Source organism: Mesorhizobium ciceri WSM4083 (genome assembly GCF_000519305.1).
Taxonomy (GTDB): domain Bacteria; phylum Pseudomonadota; class Alphaproteobacteria; order Rhizobiales; family Rhizobiaceae; genus Mesorhizobium; species Mesorhizobium ciceri_B.
This window is the reverse complement of the sequence record NZ_JAFG01000003.1, coordinates 930,517-951,673: the sequence shown is the minus strand read 5'-3', so window position 1 is coordinate 951,673 and position 21,157 is coordinate 930,517. Positions and strand designations below refer to the sequence as shown.

13 protein-coding genes and 1 pseudogene are annotated in these 21,157 nt (G+C 59.7%); 11 read left to right on the top strand and 3 right to left on the bottom strand.

What is annotated here, in order from left to right:
• The first annotated feature begins 140 nt into the window (after window positions 1–140).
• From MESCI2_RS0104720 to MESCI2_RS0104710, 3 genes are all read left to right on the top strand, one after another.
• Entirely contained in the window at window positions 141–809 is a 669-nt protein-coding gene (locus tag MESCI2_RS0104720; protein WP_027035554.1) for a 5'-methylthioadenosine/S-adenosylhomocysteine nucleosidase, read from the top strand.
• Between the two features lie 55 nt (window positions 810–864).
• Complete coding sequence (gene guaA / locus MESCI2_RS0104715; protein WP_027035553.1) at window positions 865–2,427, top strand: glutamine-hydrolyzing GMP synthase; 1,563 nt, start codon at window positions 865–867, stop codon at window positions 2,425–2,427.
• 316 nt (window positions 2,428–2,743) lie between these two features.
• Complete coding sequence (locus MESCI2_RS0104710) at window positions 2,744–3,997, top strand: tyrosine-type recombinase/integrase (protein ID WP_027035552.1); 1,254 nt, start codon at window positions 2,744–2,746, stop codon at window positions 3,995–3,997.
• Here the strand turns inward: MESCI2_RS0104710 and MESCI2_RS1000000136540 are convergent.
• Window positions 3,978–4,328 (bottom strand): helix-turn-helix transcriptional regulator, encoded by a 351-nt coding sequence (locus tag MESCI2_RS1000000136540; RefSeq protein WP_430981655.1) that lies wholly within the window; start codon window positions 4,326–4,328, stop codon window positions 3,978–3,980. The genes MESCI2_RS0104710 and MESCI2_RS1000000136540 overlap by 20 nt on opposite strands.
• A gap of 444 nt (window positions 4,329–4,772) precedes the next feature.
• On the opposite strand from MESCI2_RS1000000136540, the gene MESCI2_RS0104700 reads away from it, so the two are divergent.
• From MESCI2_RS0104700 to MESCI2_RS0104685, 4 genes are all read left to right on the top strand, one after another.
• Complete coding sequence (locus MESCI2_RS0104700; RefSeq protein WP_032900320.1) at window positions 4,773–6,572, top strand: ThiF family adenylyltransferase; 1,800 nt, start codon at window positions 4,773–4,775, stop codon at window positions 6,570–6,572.
• Window positions 6,572–7,099 carry a Mov34/MPN/PAD-1 family protein gene (locus MESCI2_RS0104695; protein ID WP_027035550.1) on the top strand — a complete coding sequence of 176 codons (528 nt, stop codon included), beginning with the start codon at window positions 6,572–6,574 and terminating at the stop codon, window positions 7,097–7,099. Before MESCI2_RS0104700 ends, MESCI2_RS0104695 begins: the two co-directional genes overlap by 1 nt.
• A 466-nt stretch (window positions 7,100–7,565) precedes the next feature.
• Complete coding sequence (locus MESCI2_RS0104690) at window positions 7,566–10,097, top strand: MBL fold metallo-hydrolase (RefSeq protein ID WP_197031508.1); 2,532 nt, start codon at window positions 7,566–7,568, stop codon at window positions 10,095–10,097.
• 26 nt (window positions 10,098–10,123) lie between these two features.
• Window positions 10,124–10,471, top strand: coding sequence for a hypothetical protein (locus tag MESCI2_RS0104685; protein ID WP_027035548.1), 348 nt, complete (start codon window positions 10,124–10,126; stop codon window positions 10,469–10,471).
• Window positions 10,472–10,722: 251 nt separating this feature from the next.
• On the opposite strand, the gene MESCI2_RS0104680 is transcribed toward MESCI2_RS0104685, so the two are convergent.
• The gene (locus MESCI2_RS0104680) at window positions 10,723–12,012 is read right to left on the bottom strand and encodes a tyrosine-type recombinase/integrase (RefSeq protein WP_027035547.1); all 1,290 of its coding nucleotides are present in this window, start codon (window positions 12,010–12,012) and stop codon (window positions 10,723–10,725) included.
• 11 nt (window positions 12,013–12,023) lie between these two features.
• The gene (locus MESCI2_RS01000000134280) at window positions 12,024–12,272 is read right to left on the bottom strand and encodes a hypothetical protein (protein ID WP_032900319.1); all 249 of its coding nucleotides are present in this window, start codon (window positions 12,270–12,272) and stop codon (window positions 12,024–12,026) included.
• Window positions 12,273–12,844: 572 nt separating this feature from the next.
• Between MESCI2_RS01000000134280 and MESCI2_RS01000000134275 the strand changes: the two are divergent.
• The 4 genes and pseudogenes from MESCI2_RS01000000134275 (at window position 12,845) to MESCI2_RS0104650 (ending at window position 21,150) form a co-directional block, all read left to right on the top strand.
• Window positions 12,845–15,201, top strand: a pseudogene (locus MESCI2_RS01000000134275) (hypothetical protein).
• A 371-nt stretch (window positions 15,202–15,572) separates the two neighbouring features.
• Entirely contained in the window at window positions 15,573–18,290 is a 2,718-nt protein-coding gene (locus MESCI2_RS0104665) for a caspase family protein (protein ID WP_245270215.1), read from the top strand.
• 507 nt (window positions 18,291–18,797) lie between these two features.
• Window positions 18,798–19,898 (top strand): OmpA family protein, encoded by a 1,101-nt coding sequence (locus MESCI2_RS0104655; RefSeq protein WP_027035544.1) that lies wholly within the window; start codon window positions 18,798–18,800, stop codon window positions 19,896–19,898.
• 7 nt (window positions 19,899–19,905) lie between these two features.
• A complete protein-coding gene (locus MESCI2_RS0104650; protein ID WP_027035543.1) occupies window positions 19,906–21,150 on the top strand; it encodes a caspase family protein in 1,245 nt (414 codons plus the stop codon).
• The last annotated feature ends 7 nt before the right edge of the window (window positions 21,151–21,157 follow it).

Sequence of the window (21,157 nt, the reverse complement as noted above, 5' to 3'; positions counted from 1 at the left end):
TCCGCGAAGCGGACGGAAAGCCCCCAAATGGGCTTTCCGAGCAACGAACGCCCGGAGCCATAGCGGAGGGCTGGGCGCCGGTGAGGGCACGGCGTCGTTCTTACTTCCGGTGTAGGTGATTGGGTAGAGAGGAATAGATCATGACCGGTAAAGTGTCGCGCCTGTCAGGCAAGGACGTCCTCTTCGTCATGGCGGCGCAGGCCGAATACGGCCCGCACCTCAAGCAGCTGTTCACGCCATTGATGACAGGGGTCGGTCCGGTCGAGGCCGGCGTCAGGCTGGGTGCCGAACTCTCCTGGCTGAAATCGCAAAAAGCACTGCCGGATCTCGTTGTTTCGCTCGGTTCAGCCGGCAGTCGGACGCTGGAGCAGACGGAAATCTACCAGGCGGTTTCGGTCAGCTACCGTGACATCGACGCTTCGCCGCTCGGCTTCGAGAAAGGCGCCACACCCTTCCTCGACCTGCCGATAACCGTCCCATTGCCCTTCAGGATACCTGATATCAAGCAGGCGACCCTGTCGACCGGCGGCGCGATCATCACTGGTGCGGCCTATGATGCTATTACCGCCGACATGGTCGACATGGAGACCTTCGCCTGCCTGCGCGCCTGCCAGTTGTTCGACATTCCGCTGATCGGTCTGCGCGGTATCTCCGATGGTGCTGCGGATCTGCGGCATGTCGGCGACTGGACCGAATATCTTGAAGTCATCGACGAGAAGCTGGCGGACGCCGTCATGCGGCTTGAACAGGCAATCGGCGACGGCGCCCTTCGGACGGAACCATCCCATGAAGATGCCAGACCAGCCTGAAAGTCGGGCTACGCAACCCATTGCGCCGACTCGTTTCTTTCTCTAAACGCTCGCCATGAAAACAGCCAATCATCCCGACACCGTCCTGATTGTCGATTTCGGCAGCCAGTTCACCCAGCTCATCGCCCGCCGCATCCGCGAGGCCGGCGTGTTTTCCGAGATCGTGCCGTTCCAGTCGGCCGAAGCGGCATTCAAGCGCATCAATCCGAAAGCCGTGATCCTGTCCGGCGGTCCGGCTTCGACCGGCGATATCGGCAGCCCGCGCGCGCCGCAGATCGTCTTCGACGCCGGCGTGCCGGTGCTTGGCATCTGCTATGGCCAGATGGCCATGTGCGTGCAGATGGGCGGCGTTGCCGAAAGCTCCGACCATCGCGAATTCGGCCGCGCCTTCGTCGAGATTCAAAAGGACAGCCCGCTGTTCGAGGGCCTGTGGGCGCCCGGCCAGCGCCATCAGGTGTGGATGAGCCATGGCGACCGCGTCATCTCCTTGCCCAAGGGGTTCGAAGTGTTCGGCAAGTCGGAGGGCTCGCCCTTCGCCATCTTCGGCAATATCGAGCGCAAGATGTACGGCATCATGTTCCATCCCGAGGTGGTGCATACGCCCGACGGCGCCCGGCTGCTCAGGAATTTCGTCCACAACATCGCCGGCATCGAGGGCGACTGGACCATGCGCGCCTACCGCGAGCACGCGGTCGAGACGATCCGCAAGCAGGTCGGCAAGGGCAAGGTCATCTGCGCGTTGTCGGGCGGCGTCGATTCCTCCGTTGCCGCGCTGTTGATCCACGAAGCGGTCGGCGACCAGCTGACCTGCATCCTCGTCGACCACGGCCTGATGCGCAAGGACGAGGCCGCGGGCGTGGTGGCAATGTTCCGCGAGCATTACAATTTGCCGCTCATCCTGGTGAACGCATCGGACCGTTTCATCGACGCCCTCGAGGGCGAGTCGGACCCGGAGAAAAAACGCAAGACCATCGGCCGGCTGTTTATCGAGGTGTTCGAGGAAGAGGCCAAGAAACTCGGCGGCGCCGAATTCCTGGCGCAGGGCACGCTCTATCCCGACGTCATTGAAAGCGTCTCCTTCACCGGCGGCCCGTCGGTGACGATCAAGTCGCACCACAATGTCGGCGGCCTGCCCGCGCGCATGAACATGCAGCTGGTCGAGCCGCTGCGCGAACTGTTCAAGGACGAGGTCAGGGCGCTGGGCAAGGAGCTTGGCCTGCCCGAAAGCTTCATCGGCCGGCACCCGTTCCCAGGTCCGGGTCTTGCCATCCGTTGCCCCGGCGGCATCACCCGCGAAAAGCTGGAGATCCTGCGCGAGGCCGATGCCATCTATCTCGACGAGATCCGCAAGGCCGGCCTCTACGACGCCATCTGGCAGGCCTTCGCCGTGCTGCTGCCGGTGCAGACGGTCGGCGTGATGGGCGATGGCCGCACCTACGAGTTCGTCTGCGCGCTGCGCGCCGTCACCTCGGTCGACGGCATGACGGCGGATTTCTACCACTACGACATGGCCTTCCTCGGCGCCGCCGCCACCCGCATCATCAACGAAGTCCGCGGCATCAACCGGGTCGTCTACGACGTGACGTCGAAGCCGCCTGGAACAATCGAGTGGGAATAAAGGTCGGTCGTTTGCTAGCATTCGGCGACTATCGAGGAAGCTTCATTAAGCGTCTGAATTTGATCTGCTTTCGTCTCTACGTCTATCGCTGACTATCGCCCCTAAGCGGAACCATTTGGCGGTAGATCTGACGGCATTCCTTTTCGCGTCATCTTCGCTGCAGACTGATGCCGTCACTGCGCCGGACTCAAGCCTGTTGGCATCTTTTGGGGTAAGGCATTGAATTCAATGGGCTCTCCCAGAGCCTTGACGGTAAAACGAATGACGGTAAAATAAGGCATTTCACAATCCTAGATGCGACCATCCGTCTCCTCCTATGCTCACAGACATCGCGCTTAAGAAGCTGAAATCGAAAGATAAAATTTACAAAGTCACTGATCGTGACGGTATGTACGCGACCGTGGCTCCCACAGGGCAGATATCGTTCCGATACGACTACCGAGTGAATGGTCGGCGAGAGACAGTGACGCTGGGCCGCTATGGTGAGGGAGGCATCTCGCTAGCAGAGGCGCGTGACCGCTGTCTTGCCGCACGAAAAATGGTGGCGGCCGGAAAATCACCAGCCCAGGAAAAGCAGCGGGAAAAGCGGCGCCTGTCTGAGACTGGCACGTTCGACGATGCCGGCAGAAGATGGTTTAAAGAGGCGAAGATGGCGGACAGCACGCGCTCCATGCGCAAAGCCGTCTTCGATCGAGACATCTTGCCGGTTTGGGATAAAAGGCTCCTCACAGAAATAACATCGGACGATTTGCGGGCGCTGTGCGCAAAGGTGAGGGACCGTGGCGCACCGGCAACGGCCATTCATGTCCGGGATATCGTTAAGCAGGTCTATGGTTATGCCATTCTGCACGGCGAGAAGATCGCCAATCCGGCGGACGAGGTAGGGCCAGCTTCCATAGCCACCTTCGAGGCGAAAGACCGGGCGTTGTCACCCGCAGAAATTCGACTCATGCTGAAAGAGTTGGAAAATGTGCCGACATTGCCGACCATTCGGCTGGGCGTAAAGCTGATCCTGCTCACGATGGTTCGGAAAAGTGAGCTTCTGGACGCGACGTGGGACGAGGTTGACTTCGAGAACACGGTATGGAGCATTCCCAAAGAGCGAATGAAGCGGAAGAAGCCACATAACGTCTACCTGTCCCGCCAGTCCCTCGACATCATGATTGCGCTCAAGACTTGCGCTGCGAACTCTCGATACGTGCTTCCATCTCGCTACGACGCCGACGAACCCATGTCGCGCGCGACCTTCAATCGGATTACGATGGCGATTGTGGACCGCGCAAAACAACAAAATCTGCCGCTTGCTCCCTTTACCGTGCACGATCTACGGCGGACCGGGTCGACGCTCCTAAACGAGATCGGATTCAATCGCGACTGGATCGAAAAATGCCTTGCCCACGAAGACAGTCGCTCCTCCCGGGGCGTCTATAACAAGGCTGAATACGAACCGCAGCGGCGCCACATGCTGCAGGAATGGGCCGACATGATTGAAGCGTGGGCGGCTGGCAATAAACACGCACCCACCCTGCAGCCGATTTCCGGGGCAGCCGTCATCCTCGATCCGATTTGACGGGTCGAGTCTTCCGCGACCGCACGTCTGGTCCCGGGGCCAGTTCGATTGAACCAGCAGAGGATGCGTTCCGCCGTTCCTGAATCCAGGCTTCGACTTCTCCCAGGTCCCAAACGACGCAGCGGGGGGTCAGATTGAACCGTCGGGGGAACTCGCCTCGTTGCTCCATTTCATAAATGGTCGTGTCCGATAGGGGGACGATTTCTCGTAGCTGCGACCGGCGAACAGTTCGCACGACCCGACGCGACCCGATGTGTGGCAGAACCGGAAGCGCGCCAGGCTGCTCAATTGTGAATTTATCCACCTGCGAGAACTGCTGCGGTTTGACCATTTCGTACCCGGGAGGGTTGCCTTCTTGGTGAATCATCGCGCAACTTTCCGAGATCGCGTACAGCCATCAATTGCGATCACCTCTCCTCGTTTACGAATGGGCAAACTCAAAGGCGCTGCGTCGAAGATTGTGCCGGTTGGAACCGCTTCTGCCTATCTCGAGATAAACGTGCATTAAGGACAGCTTTTTATCGGCATTTTTCTCGCATTACTGACCTGTGTATTGGCGGCCTCTATATGTTGACGTATCAGGCATGGGCAGTTAGCACTTGGATAACCAAACAAGGAATCAATGATGGCTAAGCCGCCAAATCCGGGTCCCGGACGGGACCATCCTCCGCATCCAGAGCATCCCAATGTTCCTCCTGGCCCGCCAAGCGAGACGCCTGGAAATGGCCCGCCGCGCCCAAGCACACCGCCCGATCACCGTCCGGTGGGATAGCGATTGGCAAAGCACAATGGACGTGCTGCGATAGACGATTGGTGGACGCGCTGGCCGAGACTTCTTGAGAACGAACTCGCAGCATACGCGCGTCTCGGAATCGCCCAGCGTACTATCTATGAGAGAAATGGTTTGCTGCTACTCGAAGCGGACTGGCCCGTGCAGGGCCGGCCCGCTTCGATGTTGTTGCGCATCGGCTATTCCCCGCTTCATCCGTTCTGCCGGCCTGCGGTGGCCGCTCCCGCCGAGGTTTTCGAGCGGCATCAGAATCCACTGTCACGCGAACTCTGTCTGCTAACGCAAGAGACGGGGCAATGGAACTCGAAGCAGCTTGTTGCAGATTTCATCCAAGAGCGTCTCGACCACCTATTGCGGGCTCTTGCAGCTAGAGCCGAGGGCAGGTGGGGTGATGCGGCCAAGCTCGAAGAGCAGGTCGCTGATCCGCTGATGCCCTATTTTGCGGGCACAGAGGAAGAGGAATCCATCATTCTGTTCGACGGACAGATGACGCTGCCAAGCGGCGGCCATGGCATTATGGAAATCGTCTATACACCACGCGCCACCCCACGTAACCCTAACGCTTTTGAGGGTGTCTTGCGGCAGCTGAAAACAAGCGCCGGCACGATTTGCGGAAAAAGGTTCGGGTTGCCGAACGAGTTGATGGACGCGCAGGTCGTTACGGGGCGATGGGTCAAATTCACACCCCCGCGGACCGCCGACGCTGAGGAAATACTCCGTTTAGCGGAGAGTGAACTTACGCGGCAGGCGGTGCTGCAGGCCGCCAGCGTGCAAAAAGTCATTGACGCGACGCGTGGCCCTATCTCCCTCACAGGGATCGTGTTTCCGGAGGAAACCGAGTATGGCTCAGCCAAGAAGGATGGGGCAGGTTGGCTGTTCCTTGTGACAAGACGTGCGTTCGCGAACGGCAAGGCCGGTGCGGCTACAACGAGGCTAGTCCTTGGAGAACGTGCAGGAAAGGACGATATTTTTGCCCGACTGCCGGTTGCAAATTCACTTCTCGGCAAGAAGGCACTGGTCGTCGGTTGCGGTGCGATTGGCAGCTTCACAGGCCTTGAGCTGGCGCGAGCTGGACTCGGCGAAATTGCCTTCCTCGATCACGACACCGTGCAACCTGGCAACAGCCTCCGCTGGCCGCTTGGCCGCCCGGTTTGGGGCAGCGCAAAGGCGATTGCCCTCGCGAATTTCGTAATGACAAACTACCCGTGGACAAAAGTGAGAGCCTTTGGTTGTCGCCTTGGGGCTGCTATCGCCGATATCAACGGTGTGCCTCAAGACCAACAAGAAAATGTCCTCACTCCGGTTTTCGATGCGTTACGTGATGCTGATGTCGTTGTCGACTGCTCGGCGTCGATTGAGGTGCAGCACGCACTTTCGTTCTACTGCCGTACATTCGGTGTTCCATATGTAATGGGCTACGCCACACTCGGTGTCGCAGGGGGCGTGGTTGCGCGGTTTCTTCCCGACTCAGAAAGTTGCCTTGTTTGCCTTCACGAACACTGGAACGACGACAAGCACATACCCAAGCCCCGCGTTGATGACGCCGGCATTGTGGTCCCGACCGGTTGCAACGGCCCGACGTTTACCGGTGGCGGCTTCGATCTTCAGGAGCTCTCTTTAGAAATCGTGCGAAGCGCCGTCGGGATTCTGTCAGAAGGGAAATATGACACTGGCACATGGCCGATTGCGATTCTTGCGCTGAAAGATAAAAGCGCAGGACGAATTCTTCCGCATTGGGAAGGCTATGCATGCCCTCCTCATCAAAAATGTTGCGGAGCCAAGTAATGACGGTTTGGATGTCCGCCCATGTCCTGCGGGTCATGTATGTGTCCGCCAACGAGTTATTTCCGCTTGAGACTGGAGGTATCCTTCTTGGTTGGCGCTCGGGGCAGGATCGCGTCGTTGTCGATTTGCGGGGCCCGGGATCCCGCGCGCTTCATGGTCGGCATTGTTTCATTCCAGACCACGCCTGGCAGGTGACCGAAATTCAGCGTGCGTTTCAGGCCAGCAGCGGCGATCTGGACTATCTCGGTGATTGGCACTCGCACCCAGACGGAATTGCGAAAATGAGCGACCTCGACGAGGCAACGCTTTCAAAAATAACGAAGCGAGTGAGAGGGCCGCTCATGCTGATCGTTGCAGGGCGTGGAACGGAGTGGACCGCGCGATGTTGGAAAGGACAATCGCATGGCTCGTACTTTTGGCGGCGCCAGATTGTCGAGCCGCAGGAACTGACCACGTTTGTCCCACCCTCCGACTGGCCCAAACCCGAGGCTTGCCAGGATAGGTCGCCCTCGGAGACAATGCAGTAGTGGCCCACGAAAAACGCAACAAAATCAATGATTTTGATACACTCTCCGGGCCCACCAATGCTTTAAGTAATTGATTTCGTTGAATTGGCGATATTCACATCGGCGTTTTGGACTCGACCCCCCTTTTTCCCAACGTCAAATAGCGACCCGGACCGCTCGACGTTGAGTTCCTCTGGTGCGTGGGTAGGGCCGGTGAGCATTGACTGCAATGCGTCCAGGAGACCTTGAGGGGAACAGCCGCCTTTCTCCAGTTGGTGGGAATCGGCAGCCACCTCGAAATTGTTGGCGAGCAGTGCGACCGTAAGCGCGTCGAGCCTTCTGGTGCACACCCAAGGGAAGACATAGACATCGCGGCCAACAGGCACTATCGCGACGCCTATAGAACTGTCACACACTTCATCAATACTTGCGCTTGGATGAAGACTGGGCCTTAATGTGGCGCAGCTGTAAGCGAGGAACAATGTCCATGGCGAGAAGGCCGGCGAGACGCGAAGCCCAGTCATTTGCCTGCCACCTTCTCAACATGGGCCGCACCAAATACGGCGACTGCATCGTCGTCGAGTGCGGCGGAATGTCGATCCTGATCGATGGCGGACACCCGGGCGACTGGAAGGGCAACGAATACCGGCCGTCGATTCCGACCCAGCTCGAACAGATTGTGGGCAGTCAGGCGCCCTACCATTTCGATCTGCTGGTGGTGACGCACTGTCATCAGGATCATATCGGCTGTCTGCCGAAGCTAATCGCCGAGGGCATCGTCACGTGCGATCGCGCACTGGTCGCGGACGAAAAGCTCGGCTTTGGGATCGACGACCAGGGCGGCAGCGACGCCCGCGTGACCGCTGCACCGGAACGGATCAGACGGCTCGTCGCCGCGCTAAGCGAAGAAGATCATTCGAATCTTCGCGGGCCTGCACTTGAGGAGTTCCTGTCAGATTCGGCGTTACTGCAGGACGGCTACGACGCCATGCTGGTCAAGCTTGCTCGGAATGCCGATATTACCCGCTATCGCGGCCTCAATGGCTTGGATCCACTCATCAACGCGATGAGCCCTTCCGGCATGCAGATCCTAGGGCCAACAACGGACCAGCTGGTGCATTGCGCCGAGACGATCCAGCGCGTATCCGGCGATGCAGTCGATCTGCTGGCCGATTTTGCCGACGCCAACGAGAGCGCGGCCGAGACCTATCTCCGCTTGATGGCGAGCGAGAGCGATGCCGCCGACGAGGTCTCGCACGAGATCGGCTGGGCCAAGAACTGCCAGAGTATCATCTTGACGTTTGGATCGGAGGATACGCGCATCCTGTTGCCTGGCGACATGCAGTTCGCCGAACCTGGAATTGCCGAGATCGACCGCTTCGTGCACGAGCTCCGCGACAGCGTGAAGCGCGCCGGACCTTTCGTTTTCGCGAAGCTACCGCATCACACCAGCCACAACGGCATCAACCAGGACATTCTCACGGAATGGCAGTGGCCGCCCCTGCTTGGGCATTCCGGCGGTTTCAACGATCCGAAGCATCCGGATGCGAGCACGCTTGACCTGTTGAAACGCCTCGCGCGGCAGCATGACTTCCAGTATGGGCGCACGGACCGCAATGGCCTGGTCACCATATATCCTGCACAGAACAAGATGGAGGGCCAGGGCCGCTTAAACGACTTCACGCCCAACGTCGCAAGTGATGAGGCCGGCGAGCTAGCCGTCGCCGAGCAGGCCTTGGCGGCCGGCCCAAGTGTTGCGATTACATCGTCATCCGAGCAGTTCATCGACATCACATTCGCCCGCATCCCCTATGCGGAGGGCCGCGTATCCATCGACGGCCGCGTGATCGAGATCTCACGGCCGCGGCATGATCAGCCAGCAAGACAAAAGGCACTCGGGCAGCCGGGGAGCGACACACCGAAGCCCGAGCCCGCGCGACCAAGTCACGACAACGCGCTCGCAGCGGGCCGACCGTTGCCGCAGTTATTGTTCGTGACCGATGCGGCGAAGTTGAGGCAGAACGTTGGTGAGGACGCGGATCGTGCAATCCAGATTGTGGAACGCGCCGGCCATCGTGTCGTCAGCGCCTCCGGCGCAGCGCTAATCACGAAAACGCGATTGGCAATGCTTGAAGGCAAGCCGAAAGGCGTGATTATTCTCGGCGGCTACGATGTGGTACCCTCGCAGCGGATCGACGTTCTCGGACCGGATTTGCGCGCGCGCATACCCGCCAATTTAATTGCACGCGACAAGGATGGCTTTATCGTCTGGTCCGACGATGTCTATGGCGATATCGAGCCGGACGGCGTGCCTGAACTGCCGGTAAGCCGCATTCCCGACGCGCGCTTGGGCTCGTTCTTCCTGTCACAGCTGACGCAAAGCGGCATCGGGCAGGCTGGGCGGTACGGGCTTCGTAACAGTGCGCGACCCTTTGCCGATGCCGTCTACGCAAACATCCCCGGCAACGAAGCCGTCCAAATCTCCTCCCCCCAACAACCGTCGGCCCAGCAGCGCCAGCTCGCGGCTCGCGAATACGCCTATTTCATGCTGCACGGCGACTATCGCAACAGCACGGTCTTCTGGGGCGAAGACGATGGCGGCAACCTCGCGGCGATCGATATACCCTCACTTCCGGCGTCGGGCATCGGCGTCGCCTTCGCCGGCTGTTGCTGGGGTGCGCTTACCGTGTCGGACCCCGCCCTCCTGTCCAACGGGCAACCAACCCCGCGCATGGTCGAACGGTCCATGGCGCTGTCGATCCTGAAAGCGGGCGCGCGTGCGTTCGTCGGCGCGACGGGAGTGCACTATTCACCTGGCGCACGTGGTGGCTTTTTTGGCGGTCCATTGCACGCCGCGTTCTGGGACGAGATTCGCAGGGGGATTTCACCCGCTGAGGCATTGTTTAATGCGCGGCATACCTATCTATTGGATATCCCGCACGGACGAACTGCGCTGTGGGATCTTGCGGTTGAACGCAAGCTTTACAAGCAGTTCACATGTCTTGGCTTGGGATGGTAATCTCAGGCCTGGCAAGGAGCCTCCCGATGACAAGTAAACTGAAATTGACCGCCGCCGAGATCGCCGAGAAGAAAATGCCGGGCTGGAAAGCCGTCGCGCCGGCCGGTCTGGCCAAACCATTCGGCGCCAAGCGTGGCCGTGCGATGGCGGACGAGGGACCCGCGGGAATGGCCGCTGCCAAGGTTGACGCCGTGATGCCGACGACCCGGCAGCTCCGTAGCAAGTTCCTCGGCGAAGACAACGCCGCAGACGAGACCGCAACGGCCGAGCCGCTGGAGCGGGACGTGGAGCTCGTTGACCTAAAGTCGGGCGATCTTGAGCGCACCGTAGCGGTCAATCGCAAGACCCAGGAGATTGATTGGTCGCAAGGCTAGGACGTTGCTTTTCAGCGCACAACAATGCCGGCAGTTGAGCTTCACGACGGCCGAAGGCCCGCGACTATGGGCGCGTGGATCGGACCTGCAATCCCCTCGGTGCAGCGGCGTGAACGGGTTTAAGCCGGCTACGCGATATCGGCTTTTGGGACCCAAACAGTCCGTTTGCCTGCCCTGCCGAATAGAGGATCGGCAAACCTGGCTGAAACTGTCCTAATTGTATATGCACCATGACGGACGGAGTTGATGCTTTAAACCGCGGCGGAAAGATACGGAACAATACGGGAAGGTTTCTGATTTTGGCCCACGAAAAAGCCAACAAAATCAACGATGTTAACACGCCCTCCGGGCCCACCATTATCGTTATTTATCAATGGCTTACCGACCTGTTCGCCACGAGGTTCGCCAACAGGTTCGCCAAGCAGTGGTTTGCGCGTTACCACCCGTACGACCCGGTCCATGCCCTGCACGGCCAAACGCACCTGCGACGCTTCCCGGGAATAGAGCTCGGCATGGTCGATGTCGTCATGGCCGAGAACGTCCATCATCTGCCTGGTGGATGCTTCCGCTTCGGCGAGATAGACCCCCAGTGACTTCCTCAAACCGTGCAGCGTAAGACCCATCGGCAATCCGGCGAGAGCGCACCAGTGTGCCATGGCACCGGTCAGCGATTTCGCCGAGAAGGGCTGGCCATATCCCGTGACCAGAACGGTTTCGCCGCGCCGGTCCGCGGCATCGAGGATCTCAGCGAGCATGGGAGTTACTGGAACGAAAAGCCGCTTTCCGCCGGTCCTTCCCTTGTTCTTGGACTGAACAATGTCAAACCCGTCGAATTGGCGCTCGACACCGTCGATCAGGACGCGGTGGGTTACGCGCTGGTCCCACCGCAACCCTGCGACATCGCCTCTACGATTGCCCAGCCAAAGAGCAAGCCCGTAGCATGTGCGCGCGGAAGTGCCGACCGGCCAGCGCCGTTCAAATTGTTCCATTGCTTCATGAGGCCACGCCTTCCAGCCGGTATAGGCAGGCCGCCATTCAACTGAGGCTGTAGGATCCGTCTCGATCCAATCTTGGCGTAGCCCGACATAGACCAGTTTGCGAATTGCGACCAACAGGTGCTTGGCCTTGTGAGGCGTGGCAATGAAGCGGCCCAGAAGTTCTTCGACGTGGGTGCGCCTGAGATTCTTGACCGGCACGTCGCGCCAGGTAAGCGGATGGTCAGGCACCACCCGCAATTCCAGGAACTCATCGATTAGACGAGTATTCTTTCGCCTTGTCGCTTCGTCGTGAGCCAGCCATTTGACCGAAACTTTTAGTCTCTGGGTGGCCGCGCCGAACGTATCGGGCAGGGCAGCGCCCGGCATCCTGACGACGGGTGCCTTAGGGGCTTTTCGGCCTTCGACGGCAGCGCAATAAGCCTCCTTGAACCCAGGCTGATTGGGTGCAGGCAGACTGACCACGCGCTCCTTGGTTCGATAGCGCCAGCGAACTTTGCCATGGCGATCGGTATAGGAGGAGAAGCCAGAATATTTATCCGTCATCGCAACCGAATCTATTCCTTCCTATGATTCCCCTGCAATAGGAAGTCGACGATATTCTCTTCATCGTCGCCAGGCAGGTCGGCAAACGCCGTCTCAAGTTTGATACGATCCCAAATCACTCGGCCGTCCACCCTCTTTGGCTTCGGCATGCGACGGTCCGCAACCATCTGGTCGAACTTGGTGATCCCGACGCCGACGTATCTCGCAGCTTCTTCGCGTGACAGTCCTCGTGGCGGATAAGAGAGCGGGTCGCTTCTCACGGCTCACCTCCGGTCCCGGTTGAGAAATCAGAATTTCCGTAAACCGGCGTCGTTTCGGAGGGAAGAGTTGTGATTGCGCTGTGCGGCAAACGGCGGTCGCGGCCTGTAGACAGGATGCACTGGCTGTTCAGATAGGTCTGGTTAATGATGGTAGCGCTAGAGGGATACCGCCAATACAGTCCGGCCACTGAATTCGTTTGCTAACGCGATTGACCGCTCAAATGCGGATGTTCGCAGGGATGTCCGCCAACCTCATTGTTCGCCGGGGTCCAGTTGGGCTGGGGTTTCTTGGAAGCTTTTGAACTTTTTGTCTGACTCCACCAGCCCAATCGCGCGCGCTCGCGAAGGAAGCTGGGTTCTCAGACTTCCCCATCGGCTACTCTTAATTGACATTCGACTGTGGGCTTCAAGCCGGAGGAGGGCGGGCGTGCCGTGATTAGATCCAACTCGTTTCAACCGTTAACGACTTCCCGTTAGGGGGCATGCGCTTTGGGCCTCCCAAGCGACAAGAATCGGGGTATGTCCGCGCACTCTTTCACCGCTGTCGCTGATGAACCACATAGCCTAGCTGCATGACCGAAATCTCGCATACCAGACTACTCACCCGAAAAATCTCGGATTTCTGCCGTCTCCGTCTTGACCCTGTGCTCACTCCTCAAGGAAGCGCGCGCACCAGAGAGTATCTGCTCAACCTCATCTCCCGAGCTCAAACTCCGCCGCGAAGACCCCGCGGCTATGATTGGCAAGAAATCGCCATTCAGTGCGGCCTCAACGAAAACGCGCTGCGAACTGCCAGGGATGAAATCGAGCGGGCACTGGATGCAATCGGTCGAAACGCGAACGCTTCGCCGAAGCGGGCGACCGTCGGCGATTCCTGTAACGCCAAACTGAAGCGTCCCAAGCGAGGGCGTCCGCAGCCGGTACCTGCGAAGGCGTCCTCAGCATGCCGCGACAGAAACGTCGACCGGCCGGCGCGCGAAGCGGCACTTGAACGGCAGAAGCCCGGCATCAAACCACGCGATATCGAGGAGTTCCCGCAGCCTCTTTTCGAGGAACGGTTTGATCTACCGACCTTTCAAACCGCGCTGGATTTCCAGATGCGCCGTCATGGCGACAGCTATTGGCATCTTCATCGTGCTGTTGTCCGAGACGATGAGAGTCTCGACCGCTCGACAATTCGTCACTGGCTCCAAGGATCAAATCGCCGCGCAGCGTAGCGAGCATGGAAGTCCTAGCTCGGATCGAGCGTCGTTATCGTCTGCCGGCAGGGTATTTTAAAGCGAAACTCCCGCTTCAGACGCGGTCCGCCTCCGGCCACATTCTCGATGATATCGGCTCGGCTGAACGCCGTCGGCTTGCGTGGCATTTGCCTGGCGACTTCAACATGCGTCGTCCCCAGGAGCAGGAAGAGATTTAGAATGGGTTCGGCGCGTGATTATCAGCGGGTCAACTGACTACAGGAAATTTCAGGCGGCCGCGTTGAAGCAGCGTTACGCGATCCGTTTCCCGGGTATCACCTATGGTCAGTCGGATGCCGCAAATGACGGCTGTCGAGTTCGGCGCGAGCAGCATGACGATGATGGTGCTCTTTTAACTGACCCGACTTGATGTCCGGCGTCATAGACGCCCCGCCGGCGCTTGCGATGGAAATGGCGGATCTGATCCGCTTCAAGACCGCGACACTCACTGCGTTCGGTCTACAGCGCAACGGTGTTTGGGGCGAGGAGACGGCATCGCAGAAAGTTGAGCATCTCGGTTTGATGTTCGGTGCGTTAGCCGCGCATCCGCGCGGACCCGTGCGTGGCTATGGCGTTCCGACGCAGCATGTGACTTTTGGCCTGCTCGTCTTCCCCTCTGTCTGGGACTGGTATGTGCAATGGCGCGAGAGACGGCGCGGGTTCTACACTGCTTGGGAGGTGGACATGTTGCGAATTTCGCTCGCGTTAACACGTAAAGACACGGGCTGGCTGAGGCAGCAACCCCATCTGGCGCCGAGAATCCGGCCTATTAATGGACTGGTTTCACAGACAGACATTGATCGCGCCTGTGGGGATTGGGACGACGCGTGCGATGTCTACTTCAAGCACGCCTCCTCCGCGTTAAGGAGATTCAGCGCGTCGCGCGTGTGCATCGTGATCCCTTTGAACCAATCATGCCTGTGCTGGAGGCCGATAGCCCGGTCGGCGAGTATCGAAAGATCACTGAAGAAATTCTTCGGCTCATGCCCGATGAACGCGTCCATGGCCGTCCTGCCGCCGAAGCAGTGCGGTCGTTCCTGATGCTTCGGTTCGGGCTGCATCTTGGGTTGCGGCAGAAGAACCTGCGCCAACTGATGGTCAGTGAACGTGGGACACTGCCGAGGTCTGAGCGTCAGCTAGCCGACATGAAGCGCGGTGAACTCCGCTGGAGCGACCGTGAAAAGGGCTGGGAGATTCTTATTCCTTCGATAGCATTCAAGAACGCGAACTCATCTTTTTTTGGGAGCAAACCATTTCGGCTCGTTTTGCCAAACCTGGGTGGTTTATACGAGCACATCGAAGCGTATATCGAACGGCACCGCCGAGTGCTGCTTGGAGGAACGGAAGACCCCGGCACCTTCTTTATCAAAACTGTGAAGGCGACCAGCAAAGACGCTGCATATGATCGAAACACATTTTATGAGGCGTGGCGCCTGACCATCCAGCGATATGGCATCTACAATCCATACACTCAGCGCGGCGCGATCCCCGGTCTTCTCCCTCATGGCCCGCACAATGTTCGTGACGTGCTGGCGACGCACATACTGAAACAGACCGGCTCATATGAGCAGGCAAGCTACGCGATCCAGGACACGCCCGATATGGTGGCGCACCACTACGGTCGCTTTTTGCCGCAAGACAAAGCTGCACTCGCCGCGCGGATATTGAACCAAGTCTGGCAGGCCGCGTAACCAGTACGTTTCCGCCAGCTCGCCACGAGCGACCTGATCATTGCCGACGTAAAGCCGATTGAGGACTGATTGTTGCTTGCTAAGGTTGGGGTTGAGCGTTCGAATCGCTTTACAAATAGCAATTGGGCGCGCTCGGAACGCGGCGCGAAGAGATTGATACCAAAAAGCTTTTTGCGATAACGCGATGTTCATTGTCGGAAACCGCCACGATTCTTGACGAAGAAAATCGAACCGGAAGGGCTTCGATGGCCCGCTTCCCGTCGACCTTGGGAGCCGATGGATGGGATCAGGCGCACCCGTCGCTGGATTGAGGCTTGGCGGGTGCGTCGGAACCAGACCGTCACGCCGGTGCAGTTTGACACTCATTGCGGATGGTTCAGCTCTGGGGTAATTTAGACCCTGATTGGATGAGGAAGTGCCCGCTGTCGCGACGGCTTTTCACTCTGTTCCTGTCTCGGCAGATTGTGAACTCTTTAACAGACCTTGATACCGCAAGCTGTGCTTGTGGTCGTCAGGTAGTGACGGTTAAGGTAGTTGCCATGCTCCGACTTTGTGGATTGATCGCAGTCTTCCTCGCAGCGGCTTTTGCGAGCTTCGATGCGCGCGCCGATCGAAGGGTCGCGCTGGTGATCGGCAATTCCGAATATCGCGAAATCCCCGCCCTCAAGAATCCTGACAAGGATGCCGAGGACGTATCCAAGATGTTTCGGTTGGCCGGTTTCGAAGTGTTCGTCGCCAAGGATCTCACAAAGCTGCAGTTCGAGGAGCAGTTCCGCAACTACCTCGCGGCAGCGGACGGCGCCGATGTGTCCGTCGTCTACTATTCAGGTCACGGCTTTCAGATCGGTGGCGAGAATTTCCTGATCCCCATCGATGCCTCGCTGAAGAATGCCGCCGACATAGAGGTCCAGGCGGTCAAGCTGGACGATGTCCTGCAGCAATTGCGCGCGAAATCGAAGATCCAGGTGATCATCCTCGATGCCTGCCGCAACAATCCGTTTCCGCGCAAGGATTATTGGCTAAGGGACCAGTTGATCACGGCGGGAAACACCGGCCTTGCGCAGGTCAAAAGCTCCTTGAACACGCTGATTGCCTTTGCCACCGAGCCAGGGGCGGTCGCCTATGACGGAGCGGGAGATCTCAGCCCGTTTTCATCCGCTTTCTCCAGGCGCGCGCTGGCCCCGAACCAGGAGATACGCACGGTCATGGCCGCGGTGCGGCGCGATGTGGTCGAGGCCACCGAGGGCAAGCAGGTTCCCTGGGAAAACTCCTCGCTCATCGACGAAGTTGTCCTGATGCGCCGCACCAGCCGGCCCTCTTTGCCGCCGGTTCTGGAGAAGGTCGTGCCGTCGGGTGTCGGGCCTGTTGCCCTGGACTTGCCGGAGCCGGTCGACGTCGATGGCGGGTCAATCACCGTCAGCATCGAAAGGCCGCCCGCGCTCGGACGCCTGCTACTGGACGGCAAGGCTGTCGCGGTGGGCGAACACATCCAGGGCAAGGACCTGCCGCGCCTGAAGCTGGATGTGCCCAAGGGGGCCAGTGCGACGGAAGAGGTGGACATGCTGGCCTACGCCACGCACGACAATTGGGGCGGTGAAGGCCAGGGCATCATGGTGTTCCGTGTCAAGAGCGGCCAGGGCGCCGAGGGCGCACAGATTGTGGCCTCGCTCGAGACCGAGCAGAAACAGCAGGTACTGGAGCGGGGCATCCATATCACCGGCGCCGCCGAGGCGATCGAAAACCGGCAGATCAGCGTCCCGGTCGGTATCGGCCCGGTTCCGCTGAAGCTGGACTTCCCGACCAAGGACCCCGCGGTCAGCCTGAAACTCGCGAGCTATCCGGCAACGGGAACGCTGTCCCTGCCGGATCGTGCCCTGGCGCCGGACTCGAGCCTGATGGCGGATGAAGTCGACCAGCTACGCTATGAACCCCAGATCGGCGCCGCTGAGCCGGTCGAGGTCGGCTTCGAAATCCGTGCGGACAGCAGTTCCTCCAAGCCCGCCACCATGAAGCTGTCGCCAACCGTCGATCCCTGCGACCAGGCTGCCGGCGAACCTCTTGATCTGCAAGGTGTTGTCCCCGGCCTGCTGCCGAATGAAATCGGCGCTGAGGCCGTGAAGGCATGCGAGGCGGCGGTGGAGGCCTATCCCGGTGTCGCCCGCTTCCGCTACGAACTGGGCCGCGCGCTGCTGGCGGCCGGCGAGGTCAAGGAAGCCAGGACGGCCATCGAGCAAGCTGCCAAGAAGGGTCATGTCCGTGCAGTGTTCGAACTCGGCTATATTGCGTCGTCTGGGATAGGAATGGCTGTCGATCCCAAGAAGGCAAACACATTTTATTCCGTGGCATCCGACAAAGGCGACCCCTACGGGATGACCGCATGGGGGCGCGCCTTGTTCAATGGTCTAGGCGTGCAACGCGACATCGGCAAGGGCCTGGACCTGCTGCTCAAGGGGGCGGCGATGGGGCATACCTATGCCATGAACGATCTCGCCGCGATCTTCACGGAAGGCCGCAACGGGGTCCCCGCCGATCCAGCCCGCGCCGTTGCTTTTTTGAAGGCAGGCGTAGAGCGGCAGGACATGTATTCGATGAACCTGCTCGGCCGTAACTACCTGACTGGTGTGGGTGTCGAGAAGGATCCAGCGCAGGCGCAAGGGCTTTTCCAGAAGGCTATCGATCTAGGCCAGCCCTACGCACCGGCCAGCCTTGCGCGCATGTACCGGGACGGCATTGGTGTGCGGCAAAACCTCGACGAAGCGCAAAGACTGTTCGAGCTGGCGACGGCACGCGGCGATCAGTCCGGCGCATATGATCGCGCGGCGTTCGAAATGCAGAAGGGCGATAAGGCCGACCAGGCTATAGCTGTGCGCTATCTGGCCCTCGCGGTCGCGCTCGATCTGCGCAACGAGATTCCGACCGCGAAGAACACGCTAGCGAAATTCGGGGCAAAGGCAAAAGGCGCGGCACTGAAGCAACTGCGTGGGGAACTCAAGTTGAAGACTCCGGCGAGTGGGTCTGTCGACACCCAACTGGTCAACGCCGCCAGAGCGGTCTGGGAGCAAGCCAATCCACGTCGAGATTTGTTCTGATTCACAAGGAGGTTATGGTGCGCAGGACATTGAAGCAGGCAGCCATCGCAACCACTCTCTTCAGCCTTCTTGCGGCGCTGATGGGGTGCACCTCCTTGGTACCCGAACCTGAGCCGACGCCGATGGCGGCGGCGCCTTCGCCTAAGGTTGTTCGAACTACGACCGGGTCAAAGGTCCACAAACCCAACAAAGTTGTCACCAAGAAAGTGACCGCTAAGAAAGTGATCAAGCCTGCCGAAGACGAACCGCCGCCACCTGTGATCGCTCCCTTGGGTGGCGGTAACGGCGGAAGCGGAGGCGGAGGCGGCTGGTGATGAGCAACGATAGCAGTGGACGGTGTGCCGGGGCGCAGATGAGCTAAGCTAGGCACCTTTCTGAAATACCGCTAGAGCGACATTCTCACGCTTTTCGCGAGCGACTGGCGCACCTGCTCGCCAACCAGTCGCAACTGCTCTATGCTCCCGCCAGGTGTCGTGTCGATACGGTGGTCCTGGGCAGGGGCGTTCCATGTTCGAAGTCGTCGCATTCTGGTGGATGGCAAGGCTGAAAGGCCCGGCCGCACGAGGTCTTGGCCTGATCGTCGCGCTTTCCGGCTTGATGCTGCTCGGATCGCAAGCCGCCGACGCCGCGCCGAACTGGACGCTCGATCCCGCAGCTTCGGTCATCACCTACCAGTCGGTGAAGAAGAACACGATCGTCGAGACAAACAAGATCAGGAACATCACCGGCACGCTCAGCTCGGCGGGTGATGCCAAGGTCGCCTTCGACCTCAATTCGGTCGATACCGGCGTCGACCTGCGCAATGTCCGCATGCGCTTCCTGTTTTTCGAGACATTCAAATACCCGACGGCCGAGCTGACGGCCAAGGTGGATCCCGCCGCATTCGCCGATCTCGCCACAAAGCGCAGGGTGAAGTCGACGTTGCCTTTCCGTCTCAATCTGCACGGCGTCGACAAGGAGCTCGAGGCCAGCATCGTCGTCACCATGATCAGCGACACCGTGGTGTCGGTTGCTTCCGAGGCTCCGGTCGCTGTCCATGTGGAGGATTTCGGCTTACTGCCGAACGTCGACAAACTCCAGCAGGCGGCCAATGTGACCAACATCGTGCCCACCGCTTCGGTGTCGTTCGATTTCGTCTTCACTGCCGACGGCAGCAAACCAGCCGCCACCCAAACCACCGCGGCGACTTCGGCCGAAGTGGGGCCCGTTGCCACCGATGCCGCAAAGGCGAATTTCAGCGATGAGGAATGCCTGAACAGGTTTGCCGTGCTCTCACGCACCGGCGCCATCTACTTCCGGCCGGCCAGCGCGCGGCTAGATGCGAAGAGCCGCCCGTTGCTGACGGAGGTCCAAGGTGTCGTCGGCAAATGCCCAAGCCTGAAGGTCGAGGTCTCCGGCTATACCGATTCCGATGGATCGCCGGACGCAAACAAGCAACTGTCGGAGCGGCGCGCCCAGGCGGTTGCCGACGCCCTGATTGCCGCGGGCATTCCACGTAACCAGATCAGCGCCGCCGGCTTTGGCGAGGAACGGCCGGTTGCCGCCAACGATACGCCCAAGAACAAGGCGCTCAACCGGCGGATCGAATTTTCCGCCACCAAGCTCTGAGGTTCCGGTGGAGTGCGATCTGATTGCTCGTTGCGGTGGCCTCTTTCGCGCCGCCGGTTTTGTGGCGCTCGCCTTGCTTTTGACGCTGACGGCCGCCAGTGCCGAGCGCCGCGTCGCGCTGGTCCTCGGCAACGCCCAGTACCAGCACGCGGCGCCGCTCGCCAATCCGGTGCGCGACGCCCGAGCCATGGCCGAACGCTTGAAGAAACTCGATTTCGATGTGGTTTCCGGCTTCGACCAGACCAAGCCGCAGACCCAGGCGACCATCGCCCAGTTCGCAAAACAGGTGCGCGGTGCCGACATCGCGCTGTTCTTCTACGCCGGCCACGGCTTGCAGGTTTCGGGCCAGAACTACCTGCTTCCGGTAGACGCCGCACTAGAGGAGGAAACCTCACTCGACGTCGGGGCCGTGTCGGTTGATTTCATTTTGCGCCAGATGTCGCGCGAGACCAGCATCAGGCTGGTGTTTCTCGACGCTTGCCGCGATAATCCCCTCGCCGAGGTGCTGGCCAAGACCGCTGGCGTCAACGGCGCAAGCAGCGGCCTTGCCGAAATCCCGGTAGGGAATGGTGGCGCCGGCACGCTCGTCGCTTTCGCCGCCAGTCCCAATCAACTCGCCGATGACGGATCGGGCGAACATTCGCCTTTCACCTCGGCGCTCCTCAAGTATATCGGCGCACCCAACGTTTCCATTACCGAGGCCATGAACAAGGTCACCAGCGACGTCTTCAAGGCGACCGCCGGCAAGCAGCGTCCCTGGGTCAACGTTTCGCTGACCACGGAGGTCGTTCTGCACAAGGTCGATCTCAACGCGCCATTGATCGTCGGCGAGGCGAGCGCACCTCAGACCGAAGGCGGTTCAGACGCGCGCAACACCGGGGTTGCAAGCGCATCGGGCCAAAGTGACGATCAGCTTGCACTCGATGTGCTGCGCCAGAAGATCCCCGGGCCGGCCTCGGACGGCCCGATCTTGTTCGACCATCCGATCGATTTCGGCGATCCGGCAATCGACGGGAAGAGCATCGCCCAACTGATCAAGGGCAAGCCCCTGTTCAGCCCGGTGGAGGGATTGGACAAGTCGGTATGGGAGGGCAAGCACTGCGACGGCTGCCATGAATGGGACGAGGCACGGCTGTGCGAACAGGCGAAAAATTTCGCGACAAACGATGTCTCCGTTTTGCGCCTGCAACATCCGCTGGGAACCCGCTTCAAGGTGGCGCTCGCCAAATGGGCTCAAGGCGGCTGCAAGTAAGGCAGGA